Genomic DNA, 23,508 nt, shown 5'->3' with positions numbered 1-23,508 from the left:
GACTTGCGATGCTTAAAACCCTGACACTTGCCGTAGCAACCACCGCCGCGCTCGCCGCCTCCAATGCCTTCGCCGCACCGCGCGTCGAGCGCGTCGCTTTTGCCTCGTACGGTGAGCAGATCATCGGCGAGCTCTATCTCCCGGAGGATCTGGACGCGGCGAAACCTCGGCCGGCGCTGGTCGTGACCGGCGCCTGGATGACGGTGAAGGAACAGATGCCGGCCCGCTACGCCCGCGAGATGGCCGATCGCGGCTTCGTCGCCTTGACCTTCGATTTTCGCGGCTGGGGCGAAAGCGGCGGCGTGCGACGCCAGTACGAGGATCCTTACGCCAAGATCGCCGACATCGAAGCGGCGGTTGCCTATCTCGCGAGCCGGCCCGAAGCCGATCAGGACCGCATCGGCGGGCTCGGCATTTGCGCCAGCTCCGGCTACATGGTCACCGCCGCCGCCGAAAACGCCGCGATCAAATCGGTCGCCCTCGTTGCGCCCTGGTTGCAGGATGCCGAAGTGGTCGAGCAGGCCTATGGCGGCCGGAATGGCGTCTTCAGGCTTGAGGCCGTGGGCGATGCGGCCAAGGCTGAGTATCGCCGCACCGGCAAGCAAGCGTTCTTGCCGGCCGCGAGCCTGACCGACGAGCGCGCGATCATGTTCAAGGTGCCTTACTACACCGAACCCGATCGCGGCATGATCCCGGCGTGGCGCAACGAGGCCGATCCGGCGTTCTGGCGCGGCTGGCTGACGTTCGACGCCATCCAGGCTGCTCCGCGCCTGCACCAGCCTTTTTTGATGGTGCACAGCGAGGCGGCTGCCATTCCGAAGGGGGCGCACAAATTCTACACGCGGCTGACCAGTTCCAAGCGGGAGCTGTGGCTCGACAATGTCACCCAATTCGATTTCTACGATCGTGCCGCGCCGGTGAAGGCGGCGAGCGATGCCGCCGCCGCGCACTTCCGCGCGACGCTCGGCAGTGCGGGGGAGGCGGGACAATGAGCCTCGTCACGCGCCGGCATGTCCTGGTCTCGGCGATTTCCGCTGCGATGATTTCCGCCGTCTCGGCGCCCGCCTCGAGCGCGCCGGGAGATGCGCTGACGGTCAAAGACAGGATCGCAATCACCGAGGCAGTGGCCGGGATCGGCCTCTATGCCGACCTGCGTGAATGGAACCGGGTCAGATCCTATTTCGCGGCCCGTGTCACGACCGACTATACCAGCCTCTTCGGCGGCGAGGTCACGACCAGCGGCCGCGACGCGCTGATCGCCCAATGGCAAGGGCTGCTGCCGGGCTTCGACGCCACCCAGCACCTCATCACCAACATCATTGTCGAAGACGCGGACAACGGTGCGGTTGCACGCAGCCATGTCCGCGCAACCCATTGGATCGGTTCCCGGTTCTGGACGGTTGGCGGCAGCTATCTCCACCGGATGGTGCGGACGCCTGAAGGCTGGCGCGTCAAGGCAATCTCCATCCGCCGCTTATACGAAGAGGGGGATCGCGCGGTGCTGGCCGCCGCCGCCGACCGGGTGAAAGCTGCGGAGTGAATCCGGTGTTCCTTGCTGGAGTGCCCGACGACCGCAGTTACTGGCGCAACACCGTGTTCTTGGTACCTTCTTCGACCTGGTCGATGACAAGCAGCTTGACCGGATCGGCGCCGACATTGGTCGCCTGATGCCATTGCCCGATCATCTCGATGATGAAATCACCTGTTTGATAGGTGTTGCTCTTGCCGGTCTCGACGTTGGTGACCTGAAGCGTGCCGGCCTCGACATAGGCATAGCGCGGAAACGGATGCTTGTGGACCGGCAAGGTCGCGCCCGGCGCGATCTGATAGGCCGAGACCAGGACCTGGACGTTCTTCTGCGGCAGCGTGATCGGCTGGCCGGACGCGGTCTCGGTGTGAGAGGCAAGCGGGGTCACGATGACCGGCGTGCCGCTGGCATCCAGCGCCTGGGCGCTGTTTGCAAACAGTGGAGCCGCGAGCAGCAGCATCGATGCCAAGATTTTTCGCATGATTCCCCCCGAGCTGCGTCAGCATTGCGCAGCAAGCATTGGCGCGCAAGCTTGTCTGTTCAGGAGCGCCTTATCCCGCTCTTCTGAACATGCCCGGCGTCATGCCATGCATAGCCCGGAATGTACGGGAAAGATGGCTCTGGTCGGCGAAACCCGCCGCGATGGCGGCGTCGGCGAGGCCAAATCCCTGTTCGATCAGCGCACTCGCCCGGCGCAATCGCCGGTCGCGGATATAGGCCGCCGGCGTCAGGCCGATCGCCTTGTTGAAGTCGCGGATGACCTGGAATCGGGTCACGCCAGCCGCGCCGGCTAGCCGCTTGAGGTCGAGCTGCGAGCCAAGCTCGCTTTCGACAAGATCGCGGTAGAGCGAGAACCGCCGCTGCGATCCGGAGCTTTCGATCTCTTCGGCCTGTCCGCTCGAGTCGCCATGCCGAACGATCAGCCGTCGCAGCGCCACGAGCAGGGACGTCTCGGCCGTCATTGTGTCCGGGGATGTCGAGCCCTGGTGTGCTGCCATCAATGCTGCGGCGAGACTGCTGTCTTCGATAGTCGCGCGCGAAAATACTGGAGCGCCGTCGCGGCCGAGTTCGCGGGTAAGCGCGGTCATCATCGGCACCGAAGGATAAAACGTCCGGTAGGCCCAGCCTTCATCCGCCCCGCGTTCGCCGTCATGCCACTCCTCGGGATTGACGACGGCAATGGTGCCTGCCGGAGCGAGAACGCTTTTGCGGCCGATGCGAATGCGCTCGCAGCCAGAGGTGATCAGGGCGATCACATAGGTCGGGTGCGTGTGCAAGTCATAGCGGTGCCGGGTGAAGCGCGCCTCGAACAGGCCCAGGTCGGGGAAGCACGGATGGCGCCAGTATTTCCCGGTCTCTGCCGCTTCGTTTGTCCTTGCCATGGTCAATCCGGTTCAAGACGCCTCTCGCCGGGCCTTCTATGGCAGGCAAACCAAGCCGCTTTTTGTCGGCGGAAAGGAGGCATCATGTTGCATAATGACCCCGTCGCCGCGCTGACACCAGAGGTTATAGGCTGGCGGCACCATATCCATGCCAATCCGGAACTCGCATTCAATGAATACGAAACGGCGCGTTTCGTTGCAGAGAAGCTGCGCTCCTTCGGCGTCGACGAGGTGCATGAAGGGATCGGCGGCACCGGCGTCGTCGGTGTCCTGCGCAGCGGCGCTGGAACGTGCGCTATCGGCCTTCGCGCCGAGCTCGACGCGCTTCCGGTGCTGGAGAAAACCGGCCTGTCCTATGCTTCGAGGCAAGAGGGCGTGATGCACGCCTGCGGCCATGACGGCCACGCCGCCATGCTGCTCGGCGCCGCCAAACTGCTCAGTCAATCGCGCGCCTTCGACGGAGCCGTCACTTTCATCTTTCAGCCGGCCGAGGAAAACGAGGGCGGCAGCATGCGCATGATCGAGGACGGCCTGTTCAAGCGCTTTCCGGTCGAAGCGGTCTATGCGGTTCACAACTGGCCGGGCATCAGGCTGGGGACGATCGCCGCCCGCGTCGGGCCGCAAATGGCGGCCGTCGATAATTTCGAACTGACCTTTGAGGGTCTTGGCGCTCATGCCGCCATGCCGCAGCTCGGGGATGACCCGATCCTGGCCGCGGGCGCCTTCGTGCAAGCCGTCCAGCGCATCGTCAGCCGCTCGGTCGACCCTCAGAGCGCGCTTGTCGTCAGCATCACGCAGATTCATGGCGGCAATGTCGGCAATATCGTGCCGGGCAAGGTCTGGCTGCAAGGCACCTGCCGCTTCTTCGAGCACGGCCTTTCCGACCATTGCGAGAGGCTGATCGGCGAGATCGCACAAGGTATTGCCGCCGCGCATTCGCTCAAGGCCAGGCTCGACTACAGGAAGGGCTATCCGCCGCTGATCAATACGGCCGATGCGACGGCCCGCGCCGTCGAGGCCGCCGCCTCCGTCGTCGGCCGGGAGAATGTCTTGACCGAGTTCAGCCCCAGTCTCGGCTGCGAGGATTTCGCTTTCATGATCCGCGCCGCCGGCGGCTGCTATGCGTGGATCGGCGCCGGCGAGGTCGGCCCGGGCGAAGGCCTGCACGGCGACCGCTACGTTTTCAACGACGAGATCGTGCCGACGGTGATGCGCTATTACGTCAACCTCGTCGAGCAGACGCTTCCGCGGGCCGATCCTTCCACAGCAGTTTTTCCGGCGTGATCGGCAACTCCCGGATCCGCTTGCCTGTGGCGTCGAAGACGGCGTTGGCAACAGCAGCGGCAACGCCGGTGGCGCCGAGTTCGCCGATGCCTTTGCCGCCGATCGGGCTGGCATGCTCGTCCACCTCATCGACGAAGTGGATTATGATGTCGCCGGGAATGTCGGCGTTGACCGGAATGGCGACTCCGGAAAGGTTCTTCGACAGGAACCGGCCAAGCACCGGTTCGTGCCTGCTCTGCTCCATTGCCGCCATGCCCCAGCCCCAGATGATGCCGCCCGTCATCTGGCTGCGTGCGGTGCGGGGATTGACGATGCGGCCGGCGCTGTAGCTGCCCACGGCGCGACGAAGCCTGAGCAGGCCGAGCCCCGGATCGACGCCGACCTCCATGAAAATCGCGCCGAAAGTGCGCATCGCGAGGCCTTTGCCATGCTGCGCCGGATCGAACGAGCCGGAGCCGGTGATCTCGCCGATGTCGGTATGGCTCATCACGTCGGCGATCGTCTGACCGCCGGCAGCGCCTCTGCGGCGAATCTTGCCGTCCTGCATCTCGACCTCGTCCGGCAGCAGATTGGCAAGACGGGCAAGCTGCGAACGCGCATCTTCGGCAGCGGCAAGCACCGCCGCGCCCACCCCCATGGTCGATGACGAGCCATAGGTCGGTCCCGCCTCCGGCAGCTGTGTATCGCCCATTTCCATCTCAATCCTCTCCATCGGCAGGCCCAGCACGTCGGCCGCGATCTGCGGAAAGATGGTGAGTGTTCCGGTCCCTATGTCCTGGGTGCCGGTGCGGATGAGCACCGTGCCATCTCGGTGCAACCTGACCTCGGCTGCAGGCGTCGGGTTGCGGAAACAGCCCATGCTGCAGGTCGCCATGCCGTAGCCGATCAGCCAATCGCCGTCGCGTTGCGGCTTGCGCGGGCGCTCGCGCCAGCCGAACAGGCGGGCGCCTTCCTCATAAGCCTCGCGCAGCTTCTTCGACGACCAGGGCTGGCCGGTGGCCGGATCCGTGTCCGCATGGTTGACCAGACGCAGATCGAGCGGATCGATGCCGAGGCGGTGGGCGAGCTCGTCCATCGCGCTTTCGAGCGCCCAGGTGCCCGGACCCTCGACCGGCGCGCGCAGCGGCGTCGGCATGGCGACGTTTGCGCGCTCCACGCGCTGGCTGAGACGCATGGCCGGCGTGGCGTAGAGACCCTTCGAGGCTTCGGTGGCGAACTCGACGAAATCGTCGGTCACGGTGGTCAGGTTGACCACGTCCTGTTGCACGGCGGTCAGCTTGCCCGACCTGTCCGCCGCCAGCACGATCTTCTGTGCCATGCGCGGCTGATAACCGAGGCACGAATAGGCATTGGCTCGGCTTAGCGCCAGCCTGACCGGGCGCTCCATGATGCGCGCGGCGGCGGCGGCCAGCACCTGATGCGGCCAGATCCAGCCCTTGCCGCCGAAGCCGCCGCCGGTATGGCGGGAAATCACGCGGACCTTCTCGGCCGGGACATTCATGCGGGCGGCAACCACCTGGCGGACACCGTAGACGTGCTGCGTGGCGTCGTGCAGCGTCAGCTCTCCGTCATTCCATTCGGCGAGCGTCGCCGAGGGCTCCATGGCGTTGTGATGGCGCGACGGCTGCAAATAGACGGCTTCGACCGTGGCGGCGGCATCAGCAAGCCCGCGGTCGACCTCGCCCTTCGTAAACGTCGGCTCCAGGAACAGGAAGCCGCTCTCCCTCGGCACGACAGCAGCCTTGTCGATGGCGGTCCACTCGGGGGGTGCCGGCAACTCCGGCTCGGCGAACGCGTAGCGCAACGCGACGCGGCGAGCGCCGGCCTCCGCCGCCTCCAGCGTCTCGCCCAGCACAATGGCAAGCGGCTGGCCCTCGTGACGTATTTCGTCGCCCTGCATGGGCATGAAGCTCTGCGCCGCGGGCGGGCCTTCGGCTTGCTGCATCTGCGTATCGGGCTCGGCCCTTGGCGATACGAACCGGCCGAATTTGGGCATGTCCTCATGCGTGAGCACACGCACGACGCCGTTCTCGGCGAGCGCGTCGTCGACCATGATCGACGTCACGCGGCCGGCCGGAACGGGCGCGGTCACGAGTACCGCATAGAGCAGGTCGGGGGCGAAATAGTCGGCCGCATAGCGGGCGCGGCCGGTGACCTTGACGCCGCCGTCAGGGCGGGCAACAGGCTGGCTGATCATCATGACGGCATCCTCGCTGCTCTTTCGATCGCCCGCAAAGCGGCGGTCTTGGCCAGTTCGATCTTGTAGGCGTTCTGCGACAAGGGACGCGCTTCGGCGAAGGATTGCTCGATAGCGGTGCTCAACGCCTCGCGATCGCCGATTTCGGCACCGGCGAGCTGCTGGTCGGCGGCGCTCAGCCGCCACGGCCGCAGCGCGACGGACCCCAGCGCCAGGGCCGCCCGACGGATGGTTTGGCCGTCCATCTCCAGCACAGCGGCGGCAGAGACGATGGCGTACTCGTAGGATTCGCGCTCGCGCACCTTGAGGTAAGCCGATCGCGGCGCCGGCGCCGGCAGCTCGATTGCCGTGATCAGTTCGCCTTGCTGCAACACATTGTCTGCCTCGGGCCGCGTGTCGGGAAGCAGGTGGAATTCCGCTGCCGGAATGCGCCGGCCGCCGCTGCGGTGCGCGGTGACGATGACCGCATCAAGTGCTGCCAGCGCCACCGCCGGGTCGGATGGCTGGGTGGCGACGCAATCCTCAGTCCAGCCGAATATCGCGTGATTGTCGTTGATGCCATGCAATGCCGAGCAGCCGGAGCCGAGCTGACGCTTGTTGCATGGCAACTGCTCTTCGGCACGGAAATAGGCACAGCGCGTCTTCTGCAGAAGATTGCCGCCTATCGTTGCTAGGTTTCTCAGCTGCGGCGATGCGGCGTTGAGGATCGCCTGGCTCAACACCGGATAATCGCGCATCACCAGCGCATGCTGCGCGACATCGTTGAGATGCGTCAGCGCGCCGATCGTCAAGCCGCCGCCGGGCAGTGCCTCGATCTGATCCAGCCCGTCGAGGCGGGAGATATCGATGATCCGCGCCGGCCCGGCAATTCCAAGGCGCAGCCAGTTGAGCAATTCGGTGCCGCCGGCGAGAAAGGCGCTGTCGGGCGCGGCACCGGCTGCGATCGTGTCGCCCAGGCTGTCGGCGCGCGCATAGACGAATGGGGTCATTGGCTCGCCCTCCCGGCCGCTGAGCGCACCGCCTCGACGATTTGCGGATAGGCCGAGCAGCGGCACAGATTACCGCTCATCCATTCGCGGATCTCGGCATCGGAGCCGGTATGTCCCTCCTCGATCAGTGCCGCCGCCGACATCACCTGTCCGGGCGTGCAGAATCCGCACTGGAACCCATCATGATCGATGAACGCCTGCTGCACGGGATGAAGCGCATCGCCGTTTGCCAAGCCTTCGATCGTCGTGACCTCGCGTCCCTCGCAGGACACGGCAAGTATCATGCAGGCATTCACACGCCGTTCGTCGAGATGCACGGTGCAGGCGCCGCACTCGCCGAAATTGCATCCCTTTTTCGTTCCGGTCAGATGAAGCCGCTCGCGCAGCAGGTCGAGCAGCGTGACGCGGGGATCGAGATCGGAAAGGCTGTGATCCTCTCCGTTCACCCGCAACCGCAATAGGTGCCGATCGTGGAAGTCCATTGGGGGTTACCTCGAAGCACATGCCGTACTCGTCGCAGGGACTCGTCCAGCAAGCAGCCACCCACCTGTCGAGGCGAAATAGGGCGGTCGATTCCGGTGAAAAGGCGCTGCCGGTCAGGGAAGGCTAAAAAACGCGCATTTGAGATTTGCGGCGGAGCGGAAAGGCCCTGCATAACTGTGGTTCACGGCCGTCCCAACATGAGCCGAATGCAGACGGTCCCCTTTAGGGACGATTACCATGAGCTGAAGTCACCTGGTGAGGTCTAAGACTATCTTTCCGGGAGCGTGGCCGGTGCGATTGCGCTCGATCGCGGATGCCAGATCGTCGAAGCCGACCACTTCTGCAATCGTGGACCGCAGCGAGCCGTCAGCGATCTCTTGAGCGATTGTGGCTAGGCGCGCGGTGTCAGGTTTGACTGACAACCAGATGCCACGACGGCCTGCCGGGGCGCGCGAAACCACATCAGTTGCAGCGATGCTGGCCAGGACGCCGCCAGGCGATAGGACCGACCAAGATTTGTCCAAGACCTGGCCCCCGACAAGATCGACGATAAGGTCAATGTCGCTCGCAAGAAGCTCGAAGTTCTGTTTCTGGTAATCGATCACTTCGTCAGCGCCCAAGGCTTGGACATGGGCCACGCTCTTGGTTGAGGCTGTAGCATAGACGGTCGCTCCAGCCGTCTTGGCGAACTGGACAGCGAAGCTGCCCACCCCACCAGCCGCGCCGTGGATCAACACCCGCCGCCCCCGAAGGTTGAAATCGGCGACCTGAAGGACTTGCCATGCCGTCATCGCCGCCACCGGTACTGCCGCCGCGTCAATGTCTGACAGGACCGCAGGCGTCTTGACGAGTTTTTCGGCATTTATCAGCAAGTGGTCAGCATAAGCGCCCAGGCCACCCAGCGCGGCCATGACCCGGTCTCCGACCCTCACGCCTTCGACGTTGGAGCCGGTCCGCAGCACGACCCCCGCCATTTCGATGCCAAGCGTCGCGGGCAAAGATAACTTGAACTTGTCGCGGACGTAGCCTTCACGGATTTTCCAGTCGATTCCGTTTACTCCGGCAGCCTTGACCTGGACGAGCACTTGGTCGGGACCAGGCTCGGGGGCAGATAGCCAATCGACTTTCAAGCTCTCAGTGCCGCCATATGCTTGAAGACGTAGGGCCCGGCCGGAGCCAAGCGGTTCAGCCCGGCCGGGGGCGCTTTGGAAGTCATTGTGTTGGTTCATCAGGCTTCTCCTTCCTGTTGGACGATATAGTTTGAAGTCTCTCAAGAAGAACTTCGAATTATGCAGTCCACCTCGGGTGAGAAATGTTATTAGACTGCCGGCGCTTGGGGATTTACTTGCTTGCGCTTTACGCGCTCAAAGCGGGATAGTCGGTGTAGCCCAGGGCGGTGCCACCATAGAAAGTGGCTTGGACTGCCGCATTCAGCGCCGCATTGGTCTTCAACCGTTCCACAAAGTCCGGATTGGCCAGGACCATCTGGCCGTAGGACTCCTGATCGGCCAGCCCCGAAGCTACGTCGGCGCCGATCTGGTCACGCGGACGACTTGGCCGATTGAGGGTCAGCGATTGGTGCCAGAGCTTGCGGATATCGGCCAGCAGCGCCTCGTCGCCCTGGTCCATGATGTGCACGTAAGCGAGCCCGAGCTTGTCGAGTTCGGCGACCAGATAGCGGTAGAGGTCCGGCCCTTCGGCGCCTTCGTCGATCCCCCATATCGTCGTCCCGGGTGACAGGCGGATCGCGGTGCGGTCCGCGCCGATCTCCTCGGCGATCGCCGTGGCGACTTCGATGGCGAAGCGCGCTCGGTTCTCGATCGACCCGCCATATTCGTCCGTGCGCGTGTTGGCGCTGGGCGCGAAGAACTGCTGGACCAGGTAGGCGTTCGCGCCGTGAATCTCGATGCCGTCGGCGCCCGCCTCGATCGCCGAGCGGGCCGCATGGCGGAAATCGGCGACCGTCTGGCGCACCTCTTCGGTCGTAAGCGCGCGTGGCGCAGGAATATCCTGCATCCCGGTCATCGTGAACATACCCGCCGCCGGCGCGATTGCGGAAGGCGCGACGGCTTGGCGGTGATGCAGCGTATTGTCGGGATGCGACATGCGCCCGGCGTGCATCAGCTGGATGAAGATGCGGCCGCCCTTGTCGTGCACGGCGGAAGTGATCTTCCGCCAGCCGGCGACATGGGCAGGCGTGTAGATGCCCGGTGTGGTGAGATAGCCCTGGCCGTCATCCGAGGGCTGGGTGCCTTCGGTGACGATCAGGCCGACGCCGGCGCGCTGGGAATAATATTCGGTGGCCAGCTCGCCCGGCGTACCGTCGAAGCCGGCGCGGCTACGGGTCATCGGGGCCATGACGAGGCGGTTCGGCAGAGTGTAGCGACCGACGCGGACAGAGGTGAATAAGGGACTCATTGGGATCTCCATTCTTTTGCTGGAGCCCTTGTCCACTATTCCAATGTCGGGATAAATCCGGCAAAAGTGAAATCAATATTCCAAATATGGAGCAATAGCGTGAGCCACTTGAACGACATGGCGCTGTTCGTGGAGGTGGCGAGAGCGAGGAGCTTCCGGAAGGCGGCTGAGGCTCTGGGCATGCCCAACTCGACTCTGTCGCGACGTATCAGCGCGCTGGAGAAGGCGATCGGCCTGAGGCTTCTGCATCGAACGACGCGCAAGATCGAGCTCACCGAGGCCGGCCAGCTCTATTACGAACGAAGCAAACGCATCGTCGACGAGGCACGGCTCGCACACGAGCAGCTCGGCGCGATGCTGGAGCAGCCGAGCGGTGTCCTGCGGGTCTCGCTCCCGGTCGACTTCGCCACGCTTTACCTGACGCCGATCATCGTCGATTTCGCGCGGCACTATCCCGGCATCACCTTCGAGTTCGACCTGACCCCGCGCCGCGTCGATTTGGTGGCCGAGCCGTTCGATGTAGCGATCCGCATCGGCGAGCTGGAAGACTCCAGCCTGATCGCTCGCCTGATCGGGCGCCACGCGCGCCACCTCTATGCGTCTCCTGGCTACATCGAAGCGTCCGACGAGCCGGCGACACCGGCGGATCTGGCGGAGCATGAATGCATCTGCATGCCGAAGATCTGGACCCTGCATCAGGGGATGAACAAGGTCGAAGTCGAGGTTGGAGGCCGCTTCACAGTCAACAGCGTCGGGATGATCCGCGCCCTGGCGGTCGACCACCAGGGCATCGCCCTGCTTGCCGAGAAGATCGTCGCCGAAGATTTGGCCTCGGGCAGGCTCCGGCGTGTCCTGCCCGAATGGCAGGGATCGTCGGTCAGCATTCACGCCGTCACCGAAACGCGCCTCATTCCAGCCAAGACCCAGCGCTTCATCGAATTCCTGTCCGCCAGGCTGGTGGAAACTTGAACCAGATCGTTACGCGGAGAAAAGTCGGACGGCGGCGTGCAAAATCGCGACTTGGCGTAGAAAAGGCGATGGCTCGCCGGAGTCGATGAAGCTGAGAAATACGAATTTGCCATACCCCTACACCAGAATGCACCAGAGTCGCCAAAAATGCGCAAACGTGACCGGACGGCGCAGAAGCCCTACGCCTCGCCGGCGGGCCGACACCGACGCTCAGGGAGCGGGCCATCGCTCTACCGCGAGGGCGGGGCGAGGTGCGCACGGCTGAACTCACGGCCATCGGCATCCCCGATGCTATCTATCCAGGATGTGCGACGAGCGACTGCTCGTGAAGGTGGGTTCGGCATCACAAGGCTTCCCTGTGAGGTGAGATGGCGAGGGCCGGCAAACGGATCGATTCCGACCCTCACCGAAATGCTCGCCATCCCGGCCCGAATCAGCCTTCGCTCGGCACAGGCGTCTTGAGGAGTTGTTGCTCCCACAGGAAGGCGATGCCGCTGCCGCCGAAGTGCTGGATGAGAATCTCGGTCAGCTCTTCGACATGCTCGGTGCGCGCCCAGTCGCGCTGCCATTCGCCAGCGAGCGCCATCACGGTCATCATGTTTGCGCCAGCCGCGATCATCCGCTGGATGGCGATCTGGTGGGACTCGGTCGAAACGCCGCCCGACGCATCGGTGATCACGGACACGTCCCAGCCTTCGCCGAGGGCTTGGATGACAGGCATCGCGACGCAGACTTCGGTCCAAAGGCCTGCGATAACCAGTTGTTTGCGGCCGGTCGCCTTGACCACGTCCACCACCTTCTCGTCCTGCCAGGCGTTCACCCAAGTCCGGTCGATCACTTCCTGCCCCGGGAAGACGTCAGTGATCTGCTTGAAGAGGATGCCGCCACGACCCGCGATCACGCTGGTGAGAATGGTCGGAATATTGAAGGCTTTTGCTAGCTTCGCCAGCGCGGTCGCGTTGTTGACCACAGCTTGCGGATCGTGGCTGTTCAGGTTCGCGAGTTGGTAAGGCTGGTGGTCGATCAGAACGAGTACCGAGTCTTCAGGACGAAGAAGCGAATCAAGGCCGTTGCGAGGGGTCATCAAGACTTCCTTTCTCTGCCGCCATGGACGGCAATCTTTCTCTGCCGCTATGGACGGCAATGGGTTTCACGGGAGACATGCGCCAGCGGGCGACGTTGCCTGGACGCAATTTGCCGTTCCTTTTGGTGATGCAGTAGTGCCATAATCAGGCAAGCTGTGTCGCGAAATGAGGAACGCTGAATTGGACATCGAAGATCTACGGACATTCGTCGCAGTGGCCGATGCAGGGGGCGTATCGGCCGCCGCGCGCCGGCTCGGCGTCTCCAAGTCAATCGTCAGTCGGCGGCTCTTTCGGGTTGAAGCGGAACTTGGCGTCCAGCTTCTTGCACGAACGACCCGCGGCGCCGCGCTCACCGAAGCGGGAATCGCGTTCAGAGACCATGCGGCCCGGGCCAGCGCAGAGATCGATACGGCTCGGGAAACGATCCTCCCCACCGGTGAGCTGCGCGGCCGCCTGAGGGTTGCCATGCCGCTTACTTTCGGCGCGACCCACTTCGCCCCCGTGCTCGCGGAAATGGCGCGTCTGCACCCGAAGCTTCACATCCATACTTCCTACAGCGATCGCTTCGTCGATCTCATCGCAGAAGGTTTCGATTGCGCGATCCGGGGCGCCTACCTTCAAGACTCCAACCTGATCGCGAAGCGCGTCGGGCCGATCCATGGAAAGCTTGTCGCAAGCCCGGATTATATCGAGGTGCACGGGTCACCCGAGACTCTGGACGAACTCGTCACCCATCAGGCCCTCATGCAGGGAACGGAAGCCTGGCAGTTCATAAATGGCAGCAAGATTGTTACGGTCCAGCCGCAGGGCAGGTTCAAGGCCGATAGCGCCACGGCGCTTGCCGCCGCGGCGGCGGCAGGTCTCGGCATCGCCTGGCTCCCCGATTGCATCACACATGAATATGTGGCCTCCGGCGCGCTGGTCCCGATCATGACACGCTATCCGGTACCTCCAGGGGCCGCGTATGTCGTCCGACCGCCGGGTCAGCATCCCACGCGGAAAGTGCGGGTGCTCACCGAGATGCTAATTGAGTACTTCAAACGGAACACGGATCTTTGGGGTCTTGACAACTAGGACACGAACGGTGCGAAGCCTCCCCACCGGCAGGAGGCACGGGGGTAAATTCTCCAGGCAACGCCGCAGGCGCGACGTCCACGCGGATCATGTTCAACCGAGTAGGCGTTGAGATCTTGCCTGTGCAGATCTGGCGCGAGGCCTCTCCGCTTTGTCCCAGCGACGCCTCGCGCGCGCAGGCTCAAAGCTATGCAATCCGCCGTCCACGAACACCTCGCGCCCGTCTGTAAGCTGCTGTCGTTGAGGCAGCGACGGCAAGTAATAACGGGCGGCAACGTTCGGACGCCGCCGCGGCGAACTGAACGGCGCACTCGGGCGCGAAGCCGCCGGTCATCAGTATTTCCGCGCGGTAGCCGCCGAATAGGCGTGGGCGGGCGAGCCCTGCTATTCTACGCCTGATTTCATCGGTCCTCGATGCTCTGACACTCTGGAGGCAGGACTATCGAGATCGACGCGTAGGGAGAAATTGCACGCTGGCGCGCAATATCGCGCTATGGCGTAGAAGAGGCGGTGGCTCCCCGGGCCGGATTCGAACCAGCGACCAACCGGTTAACAGCCGGTTGCTCTACCACTGAGCTACCGGGGAACAGAGGCTCTTGCGTGAGTGGGGCAGCCTATAGCAAACCCGTTTCGGCTTTGCAAAGAAGCATTTCGCATTTTTTCGGTGCTTTTTGGCGCAGGGCTTGCTGGCAATGGCCGGCGAGCGCCCTCATATGAGCTGTCTCTCGCCTGTCACGGAACAGAAAAGGCCGTTGCGGCTTTCTCCGGCTGATGGTGCTACTGATGCAAACGGATCGACATTTCACATGACGGCAATGAGCGACGAACAGCCACCGGCCCGGAAAATCTCGGTCTTCGGCCGCCAGTTCACCATGCCGCGCTCGCGCGGCCTCAGGATTGCGATCGGCGTTGTGCTGATCATCGGCGGCATTCTCGGCTTCCTGCCGATCCTGGGTTTCTGGATGGTGCCGATCGGATTGCTGGTGCTCTCCTACGAATTCGCATTGGTGCGCCGTCACCGGCGCCGCTTCGTCGTCTGGTGGGAGCGACGGCGCCGGCCGGATTGAGACTGCCCTGCTGACAGGCCGGTATCCGGCAAAATGTCGGAGAGCGGCGTGGTCCGTCCAGGCCTCACCGAGGCTGGTCGAAACAGCTTTCCAGGCGTTCGCAAAGCTCCTTGAGAACGGCGGTAGCCGATGCCAGCCGCGCCCGGTCGCGCGGCGGCAGGCTGTTTGCGCCTTCTATGCTGAGGCGGTCGATGGCATAGCGCACAAGCTCTGCAGACTGCGACAATCCGCGCGACGTGCCGTCCTTCGTAGCTGCTCGACGCATGGCGGAGCCTCTTCCTTGCCCAACGTGGCCGCCGGTTTCGGGTTCCCGTCGCCCAGAATCATGCTTAACGATAAGCTAATATGTTATTGCTAACATGGGCATTGCGTTGATAAGGCAGGGCATGGAATGTCGAGGAACCGTTGGGAATGCATGGTGGCCGCTTGACGGCATTTTCGCCGCAACCTATTGGAGCCGGGTGGAACGCCGGGAGCAATGAGGCCTCGTGGCGGAGTGGTTACGCAGAGGACTGCAAATCCTTGCACCCCGGTTCGATTCCGGGCGAGGCCTCCAATGCCCGAGCTCCCGCGCGTCAGCGCCAGGGGGCTTCAGTTCCGGTCGAAACAGCCGCGGCCTTTGCGCGGCAAGCGGATGGTTGGAACATGAGCGCTGATTTTGCCGAACGCCGGGTGAAGATGGTCGACGGCCAGATCCGCACCACCGACGTGACCAGCGCACCGCTGCTCGAGGCGATGCTTGTCGTGCCGCGCGAGGCCTTTGTCGGCGCCGGCCAGCGCGATCTTGCCTATATCGACGAGGACATCCGCATTGCCGATACGGCAGATGGTCCGCGCTATCTGATGGAACCGTCGCCATTGGCCAAGCTGATGCAGCTGGCCGATATCGGCCCAAGCGATTCGGCACTAGATGTCGGCTGCGGCACCGGCTATGCGGCGGCGATCCTGTCGCGGCTGGCAAGGTCCGTGGTGGCGCTGGAAAGCGATCCGGCGCTGGCCGAGACCGCCACTTCGACGCTTGCGGCACTTGGTTGCGGCAATGTCACCGTGGTCCACGGGCCGCTGCCGCAAGGCCACGCAGATAAGGCGCCTTACGACGTCATCCTGATCGGCGGCAGCGTCGGGGAGGTGCCGGCGGCGCTGTTCGACCAGCTTGCCGAAGGCGGCCGACTCGTCGCCGTGGAGGGGCAGGGCAATTCGGGCGTAGCCCGGCTTTTTTTTAAGACTGGAGGGGTTGTAACGGGAAGACGCGCATTTAATGCGGCAATTAAGCCACTACCGGGATTCGAACGCATTCCCGCCTTCGAATTCTGAGTGATTTTGCCTTGCAGCGAAGGCGCTGTCATGATCGCTTGCGTTTGAACAATCGTTGCTGATCTGCATAACCGGGCGTTTCTGGGGGCTTTCAGCGGGGGAACGATAAAAAACGCGGCGCCGGCTGATCAGAAGGAGAAGCCAGCGTGGCGCAGTTCCCGTGCAAAACGAATGAGGGAATATAACGTGCCGTCTGTACGCAAGTTGCTTTTTACCGCTGTCCTCGTTTCGGCGACAGCGCTGTCTCCAATGGCCGCCTCGGCCGAAACCATTCTCGGGGCCCTTTCAAAAGCCTATCAGAACAATTCCTCGCTCAATTCGACACGCGCCGGCGTTCGCGTCACCGACGAGGGCGTTGCAATCGCAAAGTCCGGCTGGCGCCCGACCATCACCGGTTCCGCGGACATCGACTACACCAGCACCCATATCAATGGTACTAGTCGAACCGCGCGCATAACTACCGGCAACTTTGGCGTCCAGATCAATCAAACCCTGTTCGACGGCTTTCAGACCAGGAACAACGTCGCGGCCGCCGAAGCGCGGGTCAGCGCCTCGGTCGAGAGCCTGCGCAACACCGAAGAAAACACCCTTTTCAACGCGGCAAGCGCCTATATGGACGTCATCCGCGACCGCCAGATCGCGGTGCTGACCGAACAGAACCTGCAGTTCCTGACCGAGCAGGCGCGTGCGGCGCGTTCGCGCTTCGAGGTCGGCGAAGGTACCCGCACCGACGTCGCGCAAGCCGACGCGCAGCGTGCCTCCGCGGTGGCGCAGTTGAGCGCCGCCCGCGCGACGGCGCTGGCAAGCGCTGCGACCTATCGCCAGATCGTCGGCGACGAGCCGGGCAGGCTCAGGCCGGCTTCGCCGCTGTCGAAGCTGTTGCCGTCGAGCCTCGATGCAGCGATCGCGATCGCATCGGCCGAACATCCGGCCATCCTCGCCACCGAGCACCTGGTCGACGCGGCGGCGTTTTCGGTTAAATCGGCCGAAGGCGCGCTGCTGCCGCAGCTTTCGGCTAGCGCCGGCGTTTCCGGCGACTATCGCAACACGGTTCCGGGCGTCCTTGGGGCATCGCAGGATGGCACAAGGACGTCGGCGAACATCGGCGCGACACTGACCGTGCCGATCTATTCCGGCGGACGGACCTCGGCGACCGTGCGCCAGAACAAGGAATCGCTCAGCCAGGCGCGGATCGAAGTCGACGTGAGTCGCGACCAGGTGCGCCAGGCCGTTACCTCGGCATGGTCGCAATACACCGCCGCGCAGCAAAGCGTCACGGCCAACCGGCAGGTGGTCGCCGCCGCGCAGCTTGCCCTGAACGGCGTCATCGAAGAGCGCAATGTCGGCCAGCGCACCACGCTCGACGTGCTCAATGCGCAGGCGACCCTCATCACTGCCAAGATCAATCTTGTCAGCGCCGAACGCGACGTGGTGGTGGCGAGCTATGCCATCCTCTCGGCGGTTGGCCATTTGTCGGCAGACCGCCTTGCGCTCAATGTGACGAAGTACAGGCCCGAAGAGCATTACAACGCCGTCAAGGACAAGTGGATCGGCCTGCGCACGCCGGACGGCCGCTGATCGCCAAGCCGTGTTTTCAGCCCGCGCTCGAACGACGCGCGGGCTTTCAACTCCCGACCCTAATCTGTTGAAATCCGAGATGTCGCCAGATTGGGGATTCTCGCAAGCCGTTCCGTCGGTTACGCTGTTGCCATGATTCGAATCCGGCATTGCCGGACAGGAAATCTGAGAACGAGTCACAAGGGCGGCGGATGTGACGATGGCGACGGCAAGCAGCGTACAGCGCGAACCTTCCATGGAAGAAATACTGGCTTCCATCAGAAGGATCATCGAGGACAGCGATACCGGCCGCAAGCAGCCGGGCGACGCGGACGAGCTGCGCCAGGATCTGCAACCGGCGCCGGCAGCCGGACGGGCAGCGGAGGCGGATGCGTTCCGCTCCGAACTGCGCGGCGGACTGGAGATCGCCAAGCCGGCCACGCGCGCCGAGGTGCAGCCAACGGCCGCGCCGGTCATTGAGAGCCTGGAAACGCCGTTGCGCGCCGGCCCGGTAAAGGCAGCGGTGACGCTGGCTGAGGTGAACACCGCTCCCGCAAAGCCGGATCGGCCTGCGACAGCCAAGGCTGCCGAGACGACCGACACCATCATCGCCGATTGGCGGCGCGAGATCGCCGCGGTCGGCGACGCGATGGCCAAGCCGGAGCGCGCCGAGCCACTCCGGACGCCGGACGCCGAGCCGAAAGCCGAGGTTTTCGAGAACGAGGCGACTGCTGGACCTGTGCCGGAGCCTTCGGAAATTGGGCCGGAGCCTTCGGAAAGCGGCCCGGAGCCTTCGAAAACCGGCCCGGAATCTTCGAAAATCGGCCCGGAATCTTCGAAAATCGGATTGGCGCGTCCGGCGGCCAGCGAGGCGCCGTCCCTTCGGCCGGCGATCCTTTCGGAGCATACGGGCCGGCAGGTTGCCGCCGCCTTCGGCGAGCTTTCCGACGCGTTTGCCAGCCGCAGCAAGAAGACTTTCGACGAGATGGCCGAGGAGATGCTGCGGCCGATGCTGCAGGACTGGCTGGACAACAACCTTCCGACGCTGGTCGAGCGGCTGGTGCGCGAGGAAATCGAGCGCGTCGCGCGCGGCGCGCAGTAGCAATTCGGAGAGCCGCCAATGGGCGGCGCTCGACCGGCGAATTGTCGAAGTCGGCGCTGTCCCTCATCCGCCTGCCGGCACCTTCTCCCCGTATAGTGACGGGGAGAAGGGGTTGACCGCAATTTAGGCGCCTTTTCCGCAACGTTCGTGACTGGCGAAAGCTTCAGTACAGGCGTCTTTCTCCCCGTCACTATACGGGGAGAAATGCCCGGCAGGGCAATGAGGGGCAGCGCAAACCTGAAGCGATTGCCTCGCAACATTCAGTCCCGCGAGTTGCACCGAACCATCCCGGCGCTATCTATTGGCCATGCCGCCCTTGCGGTTGACTTGGCAACAACCTTCCGATTTACACCGGACCACAAATTCCGGACAGCGCGGACCGTTTTCCCATGCTCGAAAAGACCTACGACGCCAAAGCCGTCGAGCCGAAGATTGCCAGGATCTGGGAAGAGGCCGACGCCTTTCGGGCCGGCGCCGGGGCCGAGGAGGGGGCTGAAGCCTTCACCATCGTCATCCCGCCGCCGAATGTCACCGGCTCGCTGCATATGGGTCATGCGCTCAACAACACGCTGCAGGACATTCTGGTGCGCTTCGAGCGAATGCGCGGCAAGAATGTTCTTTGGCAACCAGGCATGGACCATGCCGGCATCGCCACGCAGATGGTGGTAGAGCGCCAGCTTATGGAAAAGCAGATCCACCGCCGCGACCTGACGCGCGATGAGTTCATCGACAAGGTGTGGGAGTGGAAGGCCGAGTCCGGCGGCGCCATCCTCAACCAGCTGAAGCGGCTCGGGGCCTCGGCCGACTGGAGCCGGGAGCGCTTCACCATGGACGAGGGCCTGTCCAAGGCCGTGCTCGAAGTGTTCGTGACGCTCTACAAGGAAGGGCTGATCTACAAGGACAAGCGCCTTGTGAACTGGGACCCGAAGCTGTTGACCGCCATCTCGGATCTCGAGGTCGAACAGCAGGAAGTCAACGGCAACCTCTGGCACTTCCGCTATCCGGTCGAAGGCATGACCTTCGATCCGGAAAATCCGAAGACCTTCATCACCGTTGCGACGACCCGGCCGGAGACGATGCTGGGCGATACGGCTGTCGCAGTCCACCCCGACGACGAGCGTTTCCGGCATCTTGTCGGCAAGAACCTCATCCTGCCGATCGTCGGCCGCAGGATCCCGGTGGTGGCGGACGAGTATTCCGATCCCGAAAAAGGCAGCGGTGCGGTCAAGATCACGCCGGCGCATGACTTCAACGATTTCGAGGTCGGCAAGCGCCACCGGCTGCCGGCGGTCAACATCCTCACCGTCAATGCGGCGGTGAGCCTCAAGGACAATGAGGACTTTCTCGCCGGACTGGACGTGACGCCGGAGCGCCAGGCCGTATGGGACGGCCTCGACGGCCTGGACCGTTTCGACGCGCGCAAGAAGATCGTCGAGCTGATGCAGGCGGGCGGCTTTCTCGAGAAGGTCGAGCCGCATCGCCACACCGTGCCGCACGGCGACCGCGGCGGCGTGCCGATCGAGCCGTTTCTGACCGACCAGTGGTATGTCAATGCGGCGGAACTGGCCAAGCCGGCGATCGCCTCGGTGCGCGAGAGCCGTACCAATTTCGTGCCCAAAAACTGGGAAAAGACCTATTTCGACTGGATGGAAAACATCCAGCCCTGGTGCATTTCGCGCCAGCTCTGGTGGGGTCACCAGATCCCTGCCTGGTACGGGCCGGACGGGCATGTCTTTGTCGAAAAGACCGAGGAAGAGGCGCTCGGTGCCGCCGTCGAATATTATCTGGCGCTGGAAGGGCCGTGGAAGGCCTGGGTCGAGGACAAGCTTGAGAATTTCCAGCCTGGCGAGATCCTGACCCGCGACGAGGACGTGCTCGATACATGGTTCTCGTCGGCGCTGTGGCCGTTCTCGACGCTTGGCTGGCCGGACCAGACGCCGGAGCTGAAGACCTATTACCCGACCGACGTGCTGGTGACCGGTTTCGACATCATCTTCTTCTGGGTCGCCCGCATGATGATGATGGGCCTGCATTTCATGGATCAGGAGCCGTTTCATACCGTCTATGTCCATGCGCTGGTTCGCGACAAGAACGGGCAGAAGATGTCGAAGTCGAAAGGCAACGTCATCGATCCGCTCGAGCTCATCGACGAATACGGCGCCGATGCGCTGCGCTTCACCTTGACTGTGATGGCAGCGCAAGGGCGCGACGTTAAGCTCGATCCGGCCCGCATTGCCGGTTATCGCAATTTCGGCACCAAGCTGTGGAACGCGACGCGCTTCGCCGAGATGAACGAAGTGGCGCGCGACGACGATTTCTGGCTGCAGGACGCCAAGCTGGCGGTCAACCGCTGGATCTTGACGGAGCTGACGCGAGCCGCGCGGGACATAACGGACGGTATCACCTCATACCGCTTCAACGAGGCGGCGGGTGCCGCCTACCGGTTCGTCTGGAACCAGTTCTGCGACTGGTACCTGGAACTGCTGAAGCCGGTGTTCATGGGCACCGACGAGGCCGCCAAGGCCGAGAGCAGGGCATGCGTCGCCTTCGTACTCGACGAGATCTACAAGCTGCTGCATCCGATGATGCCGTTCATGACCGAGGAACTGTGGGCCGAAACCGCCGGTGAGGGCAGGCAACGGCAATCGCTGCTTTGTCATGCGGCATGGCCGTCGCCCGACTTCGAGGACGAGGCGGCCGCCGCCGATATCAACTGGCTGGTCGACCTTGTCTCCGGCATCCGCTCGGTGCGTTCGGAGATGAACGTGCCGCCGGCGGCTATCGCACCGCTCGTGGTGATCGGCGCCAACGACGCGACACACGAAAGGCTCGAGCGTCAGGGCTCGGCTATCAAGCGTCTGGCGCGGGTCGGCGACATCTCGCTCGCCGAGGCGCCACCAAGGGGATCCGCCCAGATCGTGGTCAACGAGGCGACGATCTGCCTGCCGCTCGGCAGCCTGATCGACCTTGCCGCCGAGGCAGCGCGCCTGCACAAGGAGCTTGCCAAGGTGACCGAGGAAATAGCGCGGCTCTACAAGAAGCTGTCCAACGAGAAATTCGTCGCCAACGCGCCGGAAGAGGTGGTGGAGGCCGAGCGTGAAAAACTCGCCGAATATCGCGAGGCGCAAGAGAAGCTTTCGGTGGCATTGGCGCGGGTGCGTGATGCCGGTTGATCGAACAGATTGGGCCGGTTGATCGAACAGATTGGGCCGGCTGATCAAACAAATTGGGCCGGCTGGCCGCAATAGATTCGCCGGTCACGAATCTGCCTTCCAGACAGGCCGCCTGCCACGAAAACGGGCATTCCGCAGCGTAAATCTTGAGGCAAACTGAATGTTTTTGCCCCATTGTTGCCGTAATGTAACAATGGCTGACTGGGCACGCAAAATGCCCTGTTTTATAGTGATTTAGGGGTTTTTCCCGAGTTTTCTCGTCGATCTGTATTGTGGCGGCCATTTTCCCGCCTCGGTAAGAAGGCCGACACCTTGTCGGAAATGCGTTCAGCCAAGCTGTACATGTACGCACGGCGAATTCGTTGTTGCGCCGTTAACCTGAATTGGTTCTAGCTTGATGCAAGGACATTTCGGGGAGGAGATTCATGTGTTATTCGCGTCTGAAAGTGCTGCTGGGCGCGGGGGCTTTTTCGCTGGCTTTGGCTGGGGCGGTGCAAGCCGGGGGCTTTGACCGGGGCGGCGTCAATATCGACCAGCTGTTCGACGCGGCGCCATATTCGTTCGACGCAGGCGTCACCTATGTTTCGCCACAGCGCAAACTCAAGAATGTGCAGCGTCTCGATGGCTCGGGTTTGTCGACATCGGCGGTGGACGTTGGTGGCGATTATGCGGTGCCGCATGTCGGCATCAAGGCCAACATCTTTGAGCCCGTAGACTGTCTTGCCACCTATACGAGACCGTATGGTGCGGACGCGAATTTCGGCATGAACAACGCCTATTCGCCGACAGCGGTCAAATACGCCGTCGACACAGACGATTTCGGTCTCACCTGCTCCTATAAGGTGAACGTCGGCAAGGGCGCCATACGATTCATCGGCGGTGTCTCCTACCAGCAGGTAGACGCGTTTCTTTCCCGTCAGACACTGCTCGCCTTCGGCAATACCGGCCTCGGCGTCTTCAAGCTATCCGACGAGGCATGGGGTTGGCGTGCGGGCGCAGCCTATGAGATCCCCGAGATCGCCCTGCGCGCCACCCTGATGTACTCTTCGAGCTACAAATATGACGGGCTGTCGGGAACCGTCGACACGACCGGCTTCAGGGGCGCCTTTCCAGCGGATCTGATTCCCGGCTCTACCGGCGTGTACCCAGTCTCGGCGTCGGCTGAGATACCTCAGGCTCTGGAATTCAAGCTGCAGAGCGGTATAGCTCCTGGCTGGCTGGCCTTTGGTTCCATCCGCTGGCAGGAGTGGAGCAAGCTTGGCGTCATTGCCATCAATGGCGTGCGCAGTCCGGTAACCGGTTTGCCCTCGCCCGTTTCATTCGACCTGCTTTATCGCGACGGCTGGACGGTCACGGGCGGTATCGGGCACAAGTTCACCGATCAATTGTCGGGCGTGGTTTCGCTGACCTGGGATCGCGGCACCTCGACGACCTCCGGCTATCAGTCGGATACCTGGGCCGTTGCCAGCGGCGTCTCCTATTCGCCGAACGACCAGATCGAGGTCAGGCTCGGCGGCTCGATCGGTGTGCTGACGAGCGGGTCATCGACTTTCAGCGGTGTCGGCGACGTGGCAAATGCCGTTACCTATACCTACGGCAACGACCTGCTTCTCGCTGGTTCGGCTTCCGTCAAGATCAAGTTCTAACTATTAAATTTTAAACGACAAAACGGCCGGGCGTTGCCCGGCCGTTTTGTTCGGTGCGTCATCCGGCATTCGGCCAATGCAACAAATTGCCCCCATGATGTTCGCTCCGATAATTGTGACGTTTTGGCAACAGTTTCTGAACAACCCTCGCGCCACCCGGCCGCCCGGGAACATTGCCTATTTCCCGCCATAAACCCGGCGCACCTCGAACTTGTCTCGGGACATGCGCCAAAAGGCTAG

At 63.1% G+C, this 23,508-nt stretch carries 20 protein-coding genes and 2 tRNA genes; 12 read left to right on the top strand and 10 right to left on the bottom strand.

Annotated elements, in window-relative coordinates; all coding sequences use genetic code 11:
- The first annotated feature begins 8 nt into the window (after nt 1-8).
- Nucleotides 9-992: an alpha/beta hydrolase gene (locus NKI52_RS10125; RefSeq protein ID WP_352697817.1), complete on the top strand. Its 984-nt coding sequence runs from the start codon at nt 9-11 to the stop codon at nt 990-992.
- Nucleotides 989-1,540 carry a nuclear transport factor 2 family protein gene (locus NKI52_RS10120; RefSeq protein ID WP_352697815.1) on the top strand — a complete coding sequence of 184 codons (552 nt, stop codon included), beginning with the start codon at nt 989-991 and terminating at the stop codon, nt 1,538-1,540. Before NKI52_RS10125 ends, NKI52_RS10120 begins: the two co-directional genes overlap by 4 nt.
- Before the next feature lie 37 nt (nt 1,541-1,577).
- On the opposite strand, the gene NKI52_RS10115 is transcribed toward NKI52_RS10120, so the two are convergent.
- Both NKI52_RS10115 and NKI52_RS10110 read right to left on the bottom strand, forming a co-directional pair.
- Nucleotides 1,578-2,009, bottom strand: a complete 432-nt coding sequence (locus tag NKI52_RS10115) for a cupin domain-containing protein (RefSeq protein ID WP_352635535.1) — start codon at nt 2,007-2,009, stop codon at nt 1,578-1,580.
- Nucleotides 2,010-2,079: 70 nt separating this feature from the next.
- Complete coding sequence (locus NKI52_RS10110; RefSeq protein WP_352635533.1) at nt 2,080-2,910, bottom strand: AraC family transcriptional regulator; 831 nt, start codon at nt 2,908-2,910, stop codon at nt 2,080-2,082.
- Between the two features lie 84 nt (nt 2,911-2,994).
- Between NKI52_RS10110 and NKI52_RS10105 the strand changes: the two genes are divergently transcribed.
- Nucleotides 2,995-4,194 carry an amidohydrolase gene (locus tag NKI52_RS10105; protein WP_352635531.1) on the top strand — a complete coding sequence of 400 codons (1,200 nt, stop codon included), beginning with the start codon at nt 2,995-2,997 and terminating at the stop codon, nt 4,192-4,194.
- On the opposite strand, the gene NKI52_RS10100 is transcribed toward NKI52_RS10105, so the two are convergent.
- The 5 genes from NKI52_RS10100 to NKI52_RS10080 form a co-directional block, all read right to left on the bottom strand.
- Nucleotides 4,133-6,394 carry a xanthine dehydrogenase family protein molybdopterin-binding subunit gene (locus NKI52_RS10100; protein WP_352451927.1) on the bottom strand — a complete coding sequence of 754 codons (2,262 nt, stop codon included), beginning with the start codon at nt 6,392-6,394 and terminating at the stop codon, nt 4,133-4,135. The genes NKI52_RS10105 and NKI52_RS10100 overlap by 62 nt on opposite strands.
- Nucleotides 6,391-7,380, bottom strand: a complete 990-nt coding sequence (locus NKI52_RS10095; RefSeq protein WP_352451925.1) for an FAD binding domain-containing protein — start codon at nt 7,378-7,380, stop codon at nt 6,391-6,393. Before NKI52_RS10095 ends, NKI52_RS10100 begins: the two co-directional genes overlap by 4 nt.
- Complete coding sequence (locus NKI52_RS10090) at nt 7,377-7,862, bottom strand: (2Fe-2S)-binding protein (RefSeq protein ID WP_352587828.1); 486 nt, start codon at nt 7,860-7,862, stop codon at nt 7,377-7,379. The genes NKI52_RS10095 and NKI52_RS10090 overlap by 4 nt, the downstream gene beginning before the upstream one ends.
- A gap of 249 nt (nt 7,863-8,111) precedes the next feature.
- Nucleotides 8,112-9,092: an NADP-dependent oxidoreductase gene (locus NKI52_RS10085; RefSeq protein ID WP_352587831.1), complete on the bottom strand. Its 981-nt coding sequence runs from the start codon at nt 9,090-9,092 to the stop codon at nt 8,112-8,114.
- 127 nt (nt 9,093-9,219) lie between these two features.
- The gene (locus NKI52_RS10080; RefSeq protein WP_352697813.1) at nt 9,220-10,293 is read right to left on the bottom strand and encodes an alkene reductase; all 1,074 of its coding nucleotides are present in this window, start codon (nt 10,291-10,293) and stop codon (nt 9,220-9,222) included.
- An 87-nt stretch (nt 10,294-10,380) separates the two neighbouring features.
- On the opposite strand from NKI52_RS10080, the gene NKI52_RS10075 reads away from it, so the two are divergent.
- On the top strand, nt 10,381-11,250 hold the full coding sequence (locus NKI52_RS10075) for a LysR family transcriptional regulator (protein ID WP_352568870.1): 870 nt from the start codon (nt 10,381-10,383) through the stop codon (nt 11,248-11,250).
- Between the two features lie 433 nt (nt 11,251-11,683).
- Here NKI52_RS10075 and NKI52_RS10070 read toward each other — a convergent pair whose 3' ends face one another.
- Entirely contained in the window at nt 11,684-12,334 is a 651-nt protein-coding gene (locus NKI52_RS10070) for a hydrolase (RefSeq protein WP_352697811.1), read from the bottom strand.
- 181 nt (nt 12,335-12,515) lie between these two features.
- Between NKI52_RS10070 and NKI52_RS10065 the strand changes: the two genes are divergently transcribed.
- Entirely contained in the window at nt 12,516-13,409 is an 894-nt protein-coding gene (locus NKI52_RS10065) for a LysR family transcriptional regulator (protein ID WP_352568868.1), read from the top strand.
- Between the two features lie 511 nt (nt 13,410-13,920).
- On the opposite strand, the gene NKI52_RS10060 is transcribed toward NKI52_RS10065, so the two are convergent.
- Nucleotides 13,921-13,995: transfer RNA gene (locus tag NKI52_RS10060), tRNA-Asn, on the bottom strand.
- A 220-nt stretch (nt 13,996-14,215) separates the two neighbouring features.
- Here NKI52_RS10060 and NKI52_RS10055 point away from each other — a divergent pair.
- Nucleotides 14,216-14,476 carry a hypothetical protein gene (locus NKI52_RS10055; RefSeq protein ID WP_023676401.1) on the top strand — a complete coding sequence of 87 codons (261 nt, stop codon included), beginning with the start codon at nt 14,216-14,218 and terminating at the stop codon, nt 14,474-14,476.
- A gap of 64 nt (nt 14,477-14,540) precedes the next feature.
- Here the strand turns inward: NKI52_RS10055 and NKI52_RS10050 are convergent, their stop codons facing one another.
- Nucleotides 14,541-14,741, bottom strand: a complete 201-nt coding sequence (locus tag NKI52_RS10050) for a hypothetical protein (RefSeq protein ID WP_156937330.1) — start codon at nt 14,739-14,741, stop codon at nt 14,541-14,543.
- Between the two features lie 217 nt (nt 14,742-14,958).
- Between NKI52_RS10050 and NKI52_RS10045 the strand changes: the two genes are divergently transcribed.
- From NKI52_RS10045 to NKI52_RS10020, 6 genes are all read left to right on the top strand, one after another.
- Nucleotides 14,959-15,032: transfer RNA gene (locus NKI52_RS10045), tRNA-Cys, on the top strand.
- An 89-nt stretch (nt 15,033-15,121) separates the two neighbouring features.
- Nucleotides 15,122-15,790 carry a protein-L-isoaspartate O-methyltransferase family protein gene (locus tag NKI52_RS10040; protein ID WP_352568867.1) on the top strand — a complete coding sequence of 223 codons (669 nt, stop codon included), beginning with the start codon at nt 15,122-15,124 and terminating at the stop codon, nt 15,788-15,790.
- Nucleotides 15,791-15,976: 186 nt separating this feature from the next.
- Nucleotides 15,977-17,368, top strand: a complete 1,392-nt coding sequence (locus NKI52_RS10035) for a TolC family outer membrane protein (RefSeq protein ID WP_023676398.1) — start codon at nt 15,977-15,979, stop codon at nt 17,366-17,368.
- Between the two features lie 199 nt (nt 17,369-17,567).
- Entirely contained in the window at nt 17,568-18,449 is an 882-nt protein-coding gene (locus NKI52_RS10030) for a DUF2497 domain-containing protein (protein WP_352697809.1), read from the top strand.
- Nucleotides 18,450-18,838: 389 nt separating this feature from the next.
- Nucleotides 18,839-21,622, top strand: a complete 2,784-nt coding sequence (locus tag NKI52_RS10025; RefSeq protein WP_352568865.1) for a valine--tRNA ligase — start codon at nt 18,839-18,841, stop codon at nt 21,620-21,622.
- Between the two features lie 425 nt (nt 21,623-22,047).
- Nucleotides 22,048-23,268: an outer membrane protein transport protein gene (locus NKI52_RS10020; RefSeq protein ID WP_352568864.1), complete on the top strand. Its 1,221-nt coding sequence runs from the start codon at nt 22,048-22,050 to the stop codon at nt 23,266-23,268.
- The last annotated feature ends 240 nt before the right edge of the window (nt 23,269-23,508 follow it).

It is taken from the genome of Mesorhizobium sp. M0590 (genome assembly GCF_040320905.1).
GTDB lineage: Bacteria > Pseudomonadota > Alphaproteobacteria > Rhizobiales > Rhizobiaceae > Mesorhizobium.
This window is presented reverse-complemented; position numbering and strand designations above follow the sequence as displayed.

Excerpts from the sequence above, each read along its gene's own strand:
- NKI52_RS10125 (WP_352697817.1), top strand. The coding sequence starts at position 9 with ATGCTTAAAACCCTGACACTTGCCGTAGCAACCACCGCCGCGCTCGCC.
- NKI52_RS10120 (WP_352697815.1), top strand. The coding sequence starts at position 989 with ATGAGCCTCGTCACGCGCCGGCATGTCCTGGTCTCGGCGATTTCCGCT.
- NKI52_RS10115 (WP_352635535.1), bottom strand. The coding sequence starts at position 2,009 with ATGCGAAAAATCTTGGCATCGATGCTGCTGCTCGCGGCTCCACTGTTT.
- NKI52_RS10110 (WP_352635533.1), bottom strand. The coding sequence starts at position 2,910 with ATGGCAAGGACAAACGAAGCGGCAGAGACCGGGAAATACTGGCGCCAT.
- NKI52_RS10105 (WP_352635531.1), top strand. The coding sequence starts at position 2,995 with ATGTTGCATAATGACCCCGTCGCCGCGCTGACACCAGAGGTTATAGGC.
- NKI52_RS10100 (WP_352451927.1), bottom strand. The coding sequence starts at position 6,394 with ATGATGATCAGCCAGCCTGTTGCCCGCCCTGACGGCGGCGTCAAGGTC.
- NKI52_RS10095 (WP_352451925.1), bottom strand. The coding sequence starts at position 7,380 with ATGACCCCATTCGTCTATGCGCGCGCCGACAGCCTGGGCGACACGATC.
- NKI52_RS10090 (WP_352587828.1), bottom strand. The coding sequence starts at position 7,862 with ATGGACTTCCACGATCGGCACCTATTGCGGTTGCGGGTGAACGGAGAG.
- NKI52_RS10085 (WP_352587831.1), bottom strand. The coding sequence starts at position 9,092 with ATGAACCAACACAATGACTTCCAAAGCGCCCCCGGCCGGGCTGAACCG.
- NKI52_RS10080 (WP_352697813.1), bottom strand. The coding sequence starts at position 10,293 with ATGGAGATCCCAATGAGTCCCTTATTCACCTCTGTCCGCGTCGGTCGC.
- NKI52_RS10070 (WP_352697811.1), bottom strand. The coding sequence starts at position 12,334 with ATGACCCCTCGCAACGGCCTTGATTCGCTTCTTCGTCCTGAAGACTCG.
- NKI52_RS10055 (WP_023676401.1), top strand. The coding sequence starts at position 14,216 with ATGACGGCAATGAGCGACGAACAGCCACCGGCCCGGAAAATCTCGGTC.
- NKI52_RS10050 (WP_156937330.1), bottom strand. The coding sequence starts at position 14,741 with ATGCGTCGAGCAGCTACGAAGGACGGCACGTCGCGCGGATTGTCGCAG.
- NKI52_RS10040 (WP_352568867.1), top strand. The coding sequence starts at position 15,122 with ATGAGCGCTGATTTTGCCGAACGCCGGGTGAAGATGGTCGACGGCCAG.
- NKI52_RS10030 (WP_352697809.1), top strand. The coding sequence starts at position 17,568 with ATGGCGACGGCAAGCAGCGTACAGCGCGAACCTTCCATGGAAGAAATA.
- NKI52_RS10025 (WP_352568865.1), top strand. The coding sequence starts at position 18,839 with ATGCTCGAAAAGACCTACGACGCCAAAGCCGTCGAGCCGAAGATTGCC.
- NKI52_RS10020 (WP_352568864.1), top strand. The coding sequence starts at position 22,048 with ATGTGTTATTCGCGTCTGAAAGTGCTGCTGGGCGCGGGGGCTTTTTCG.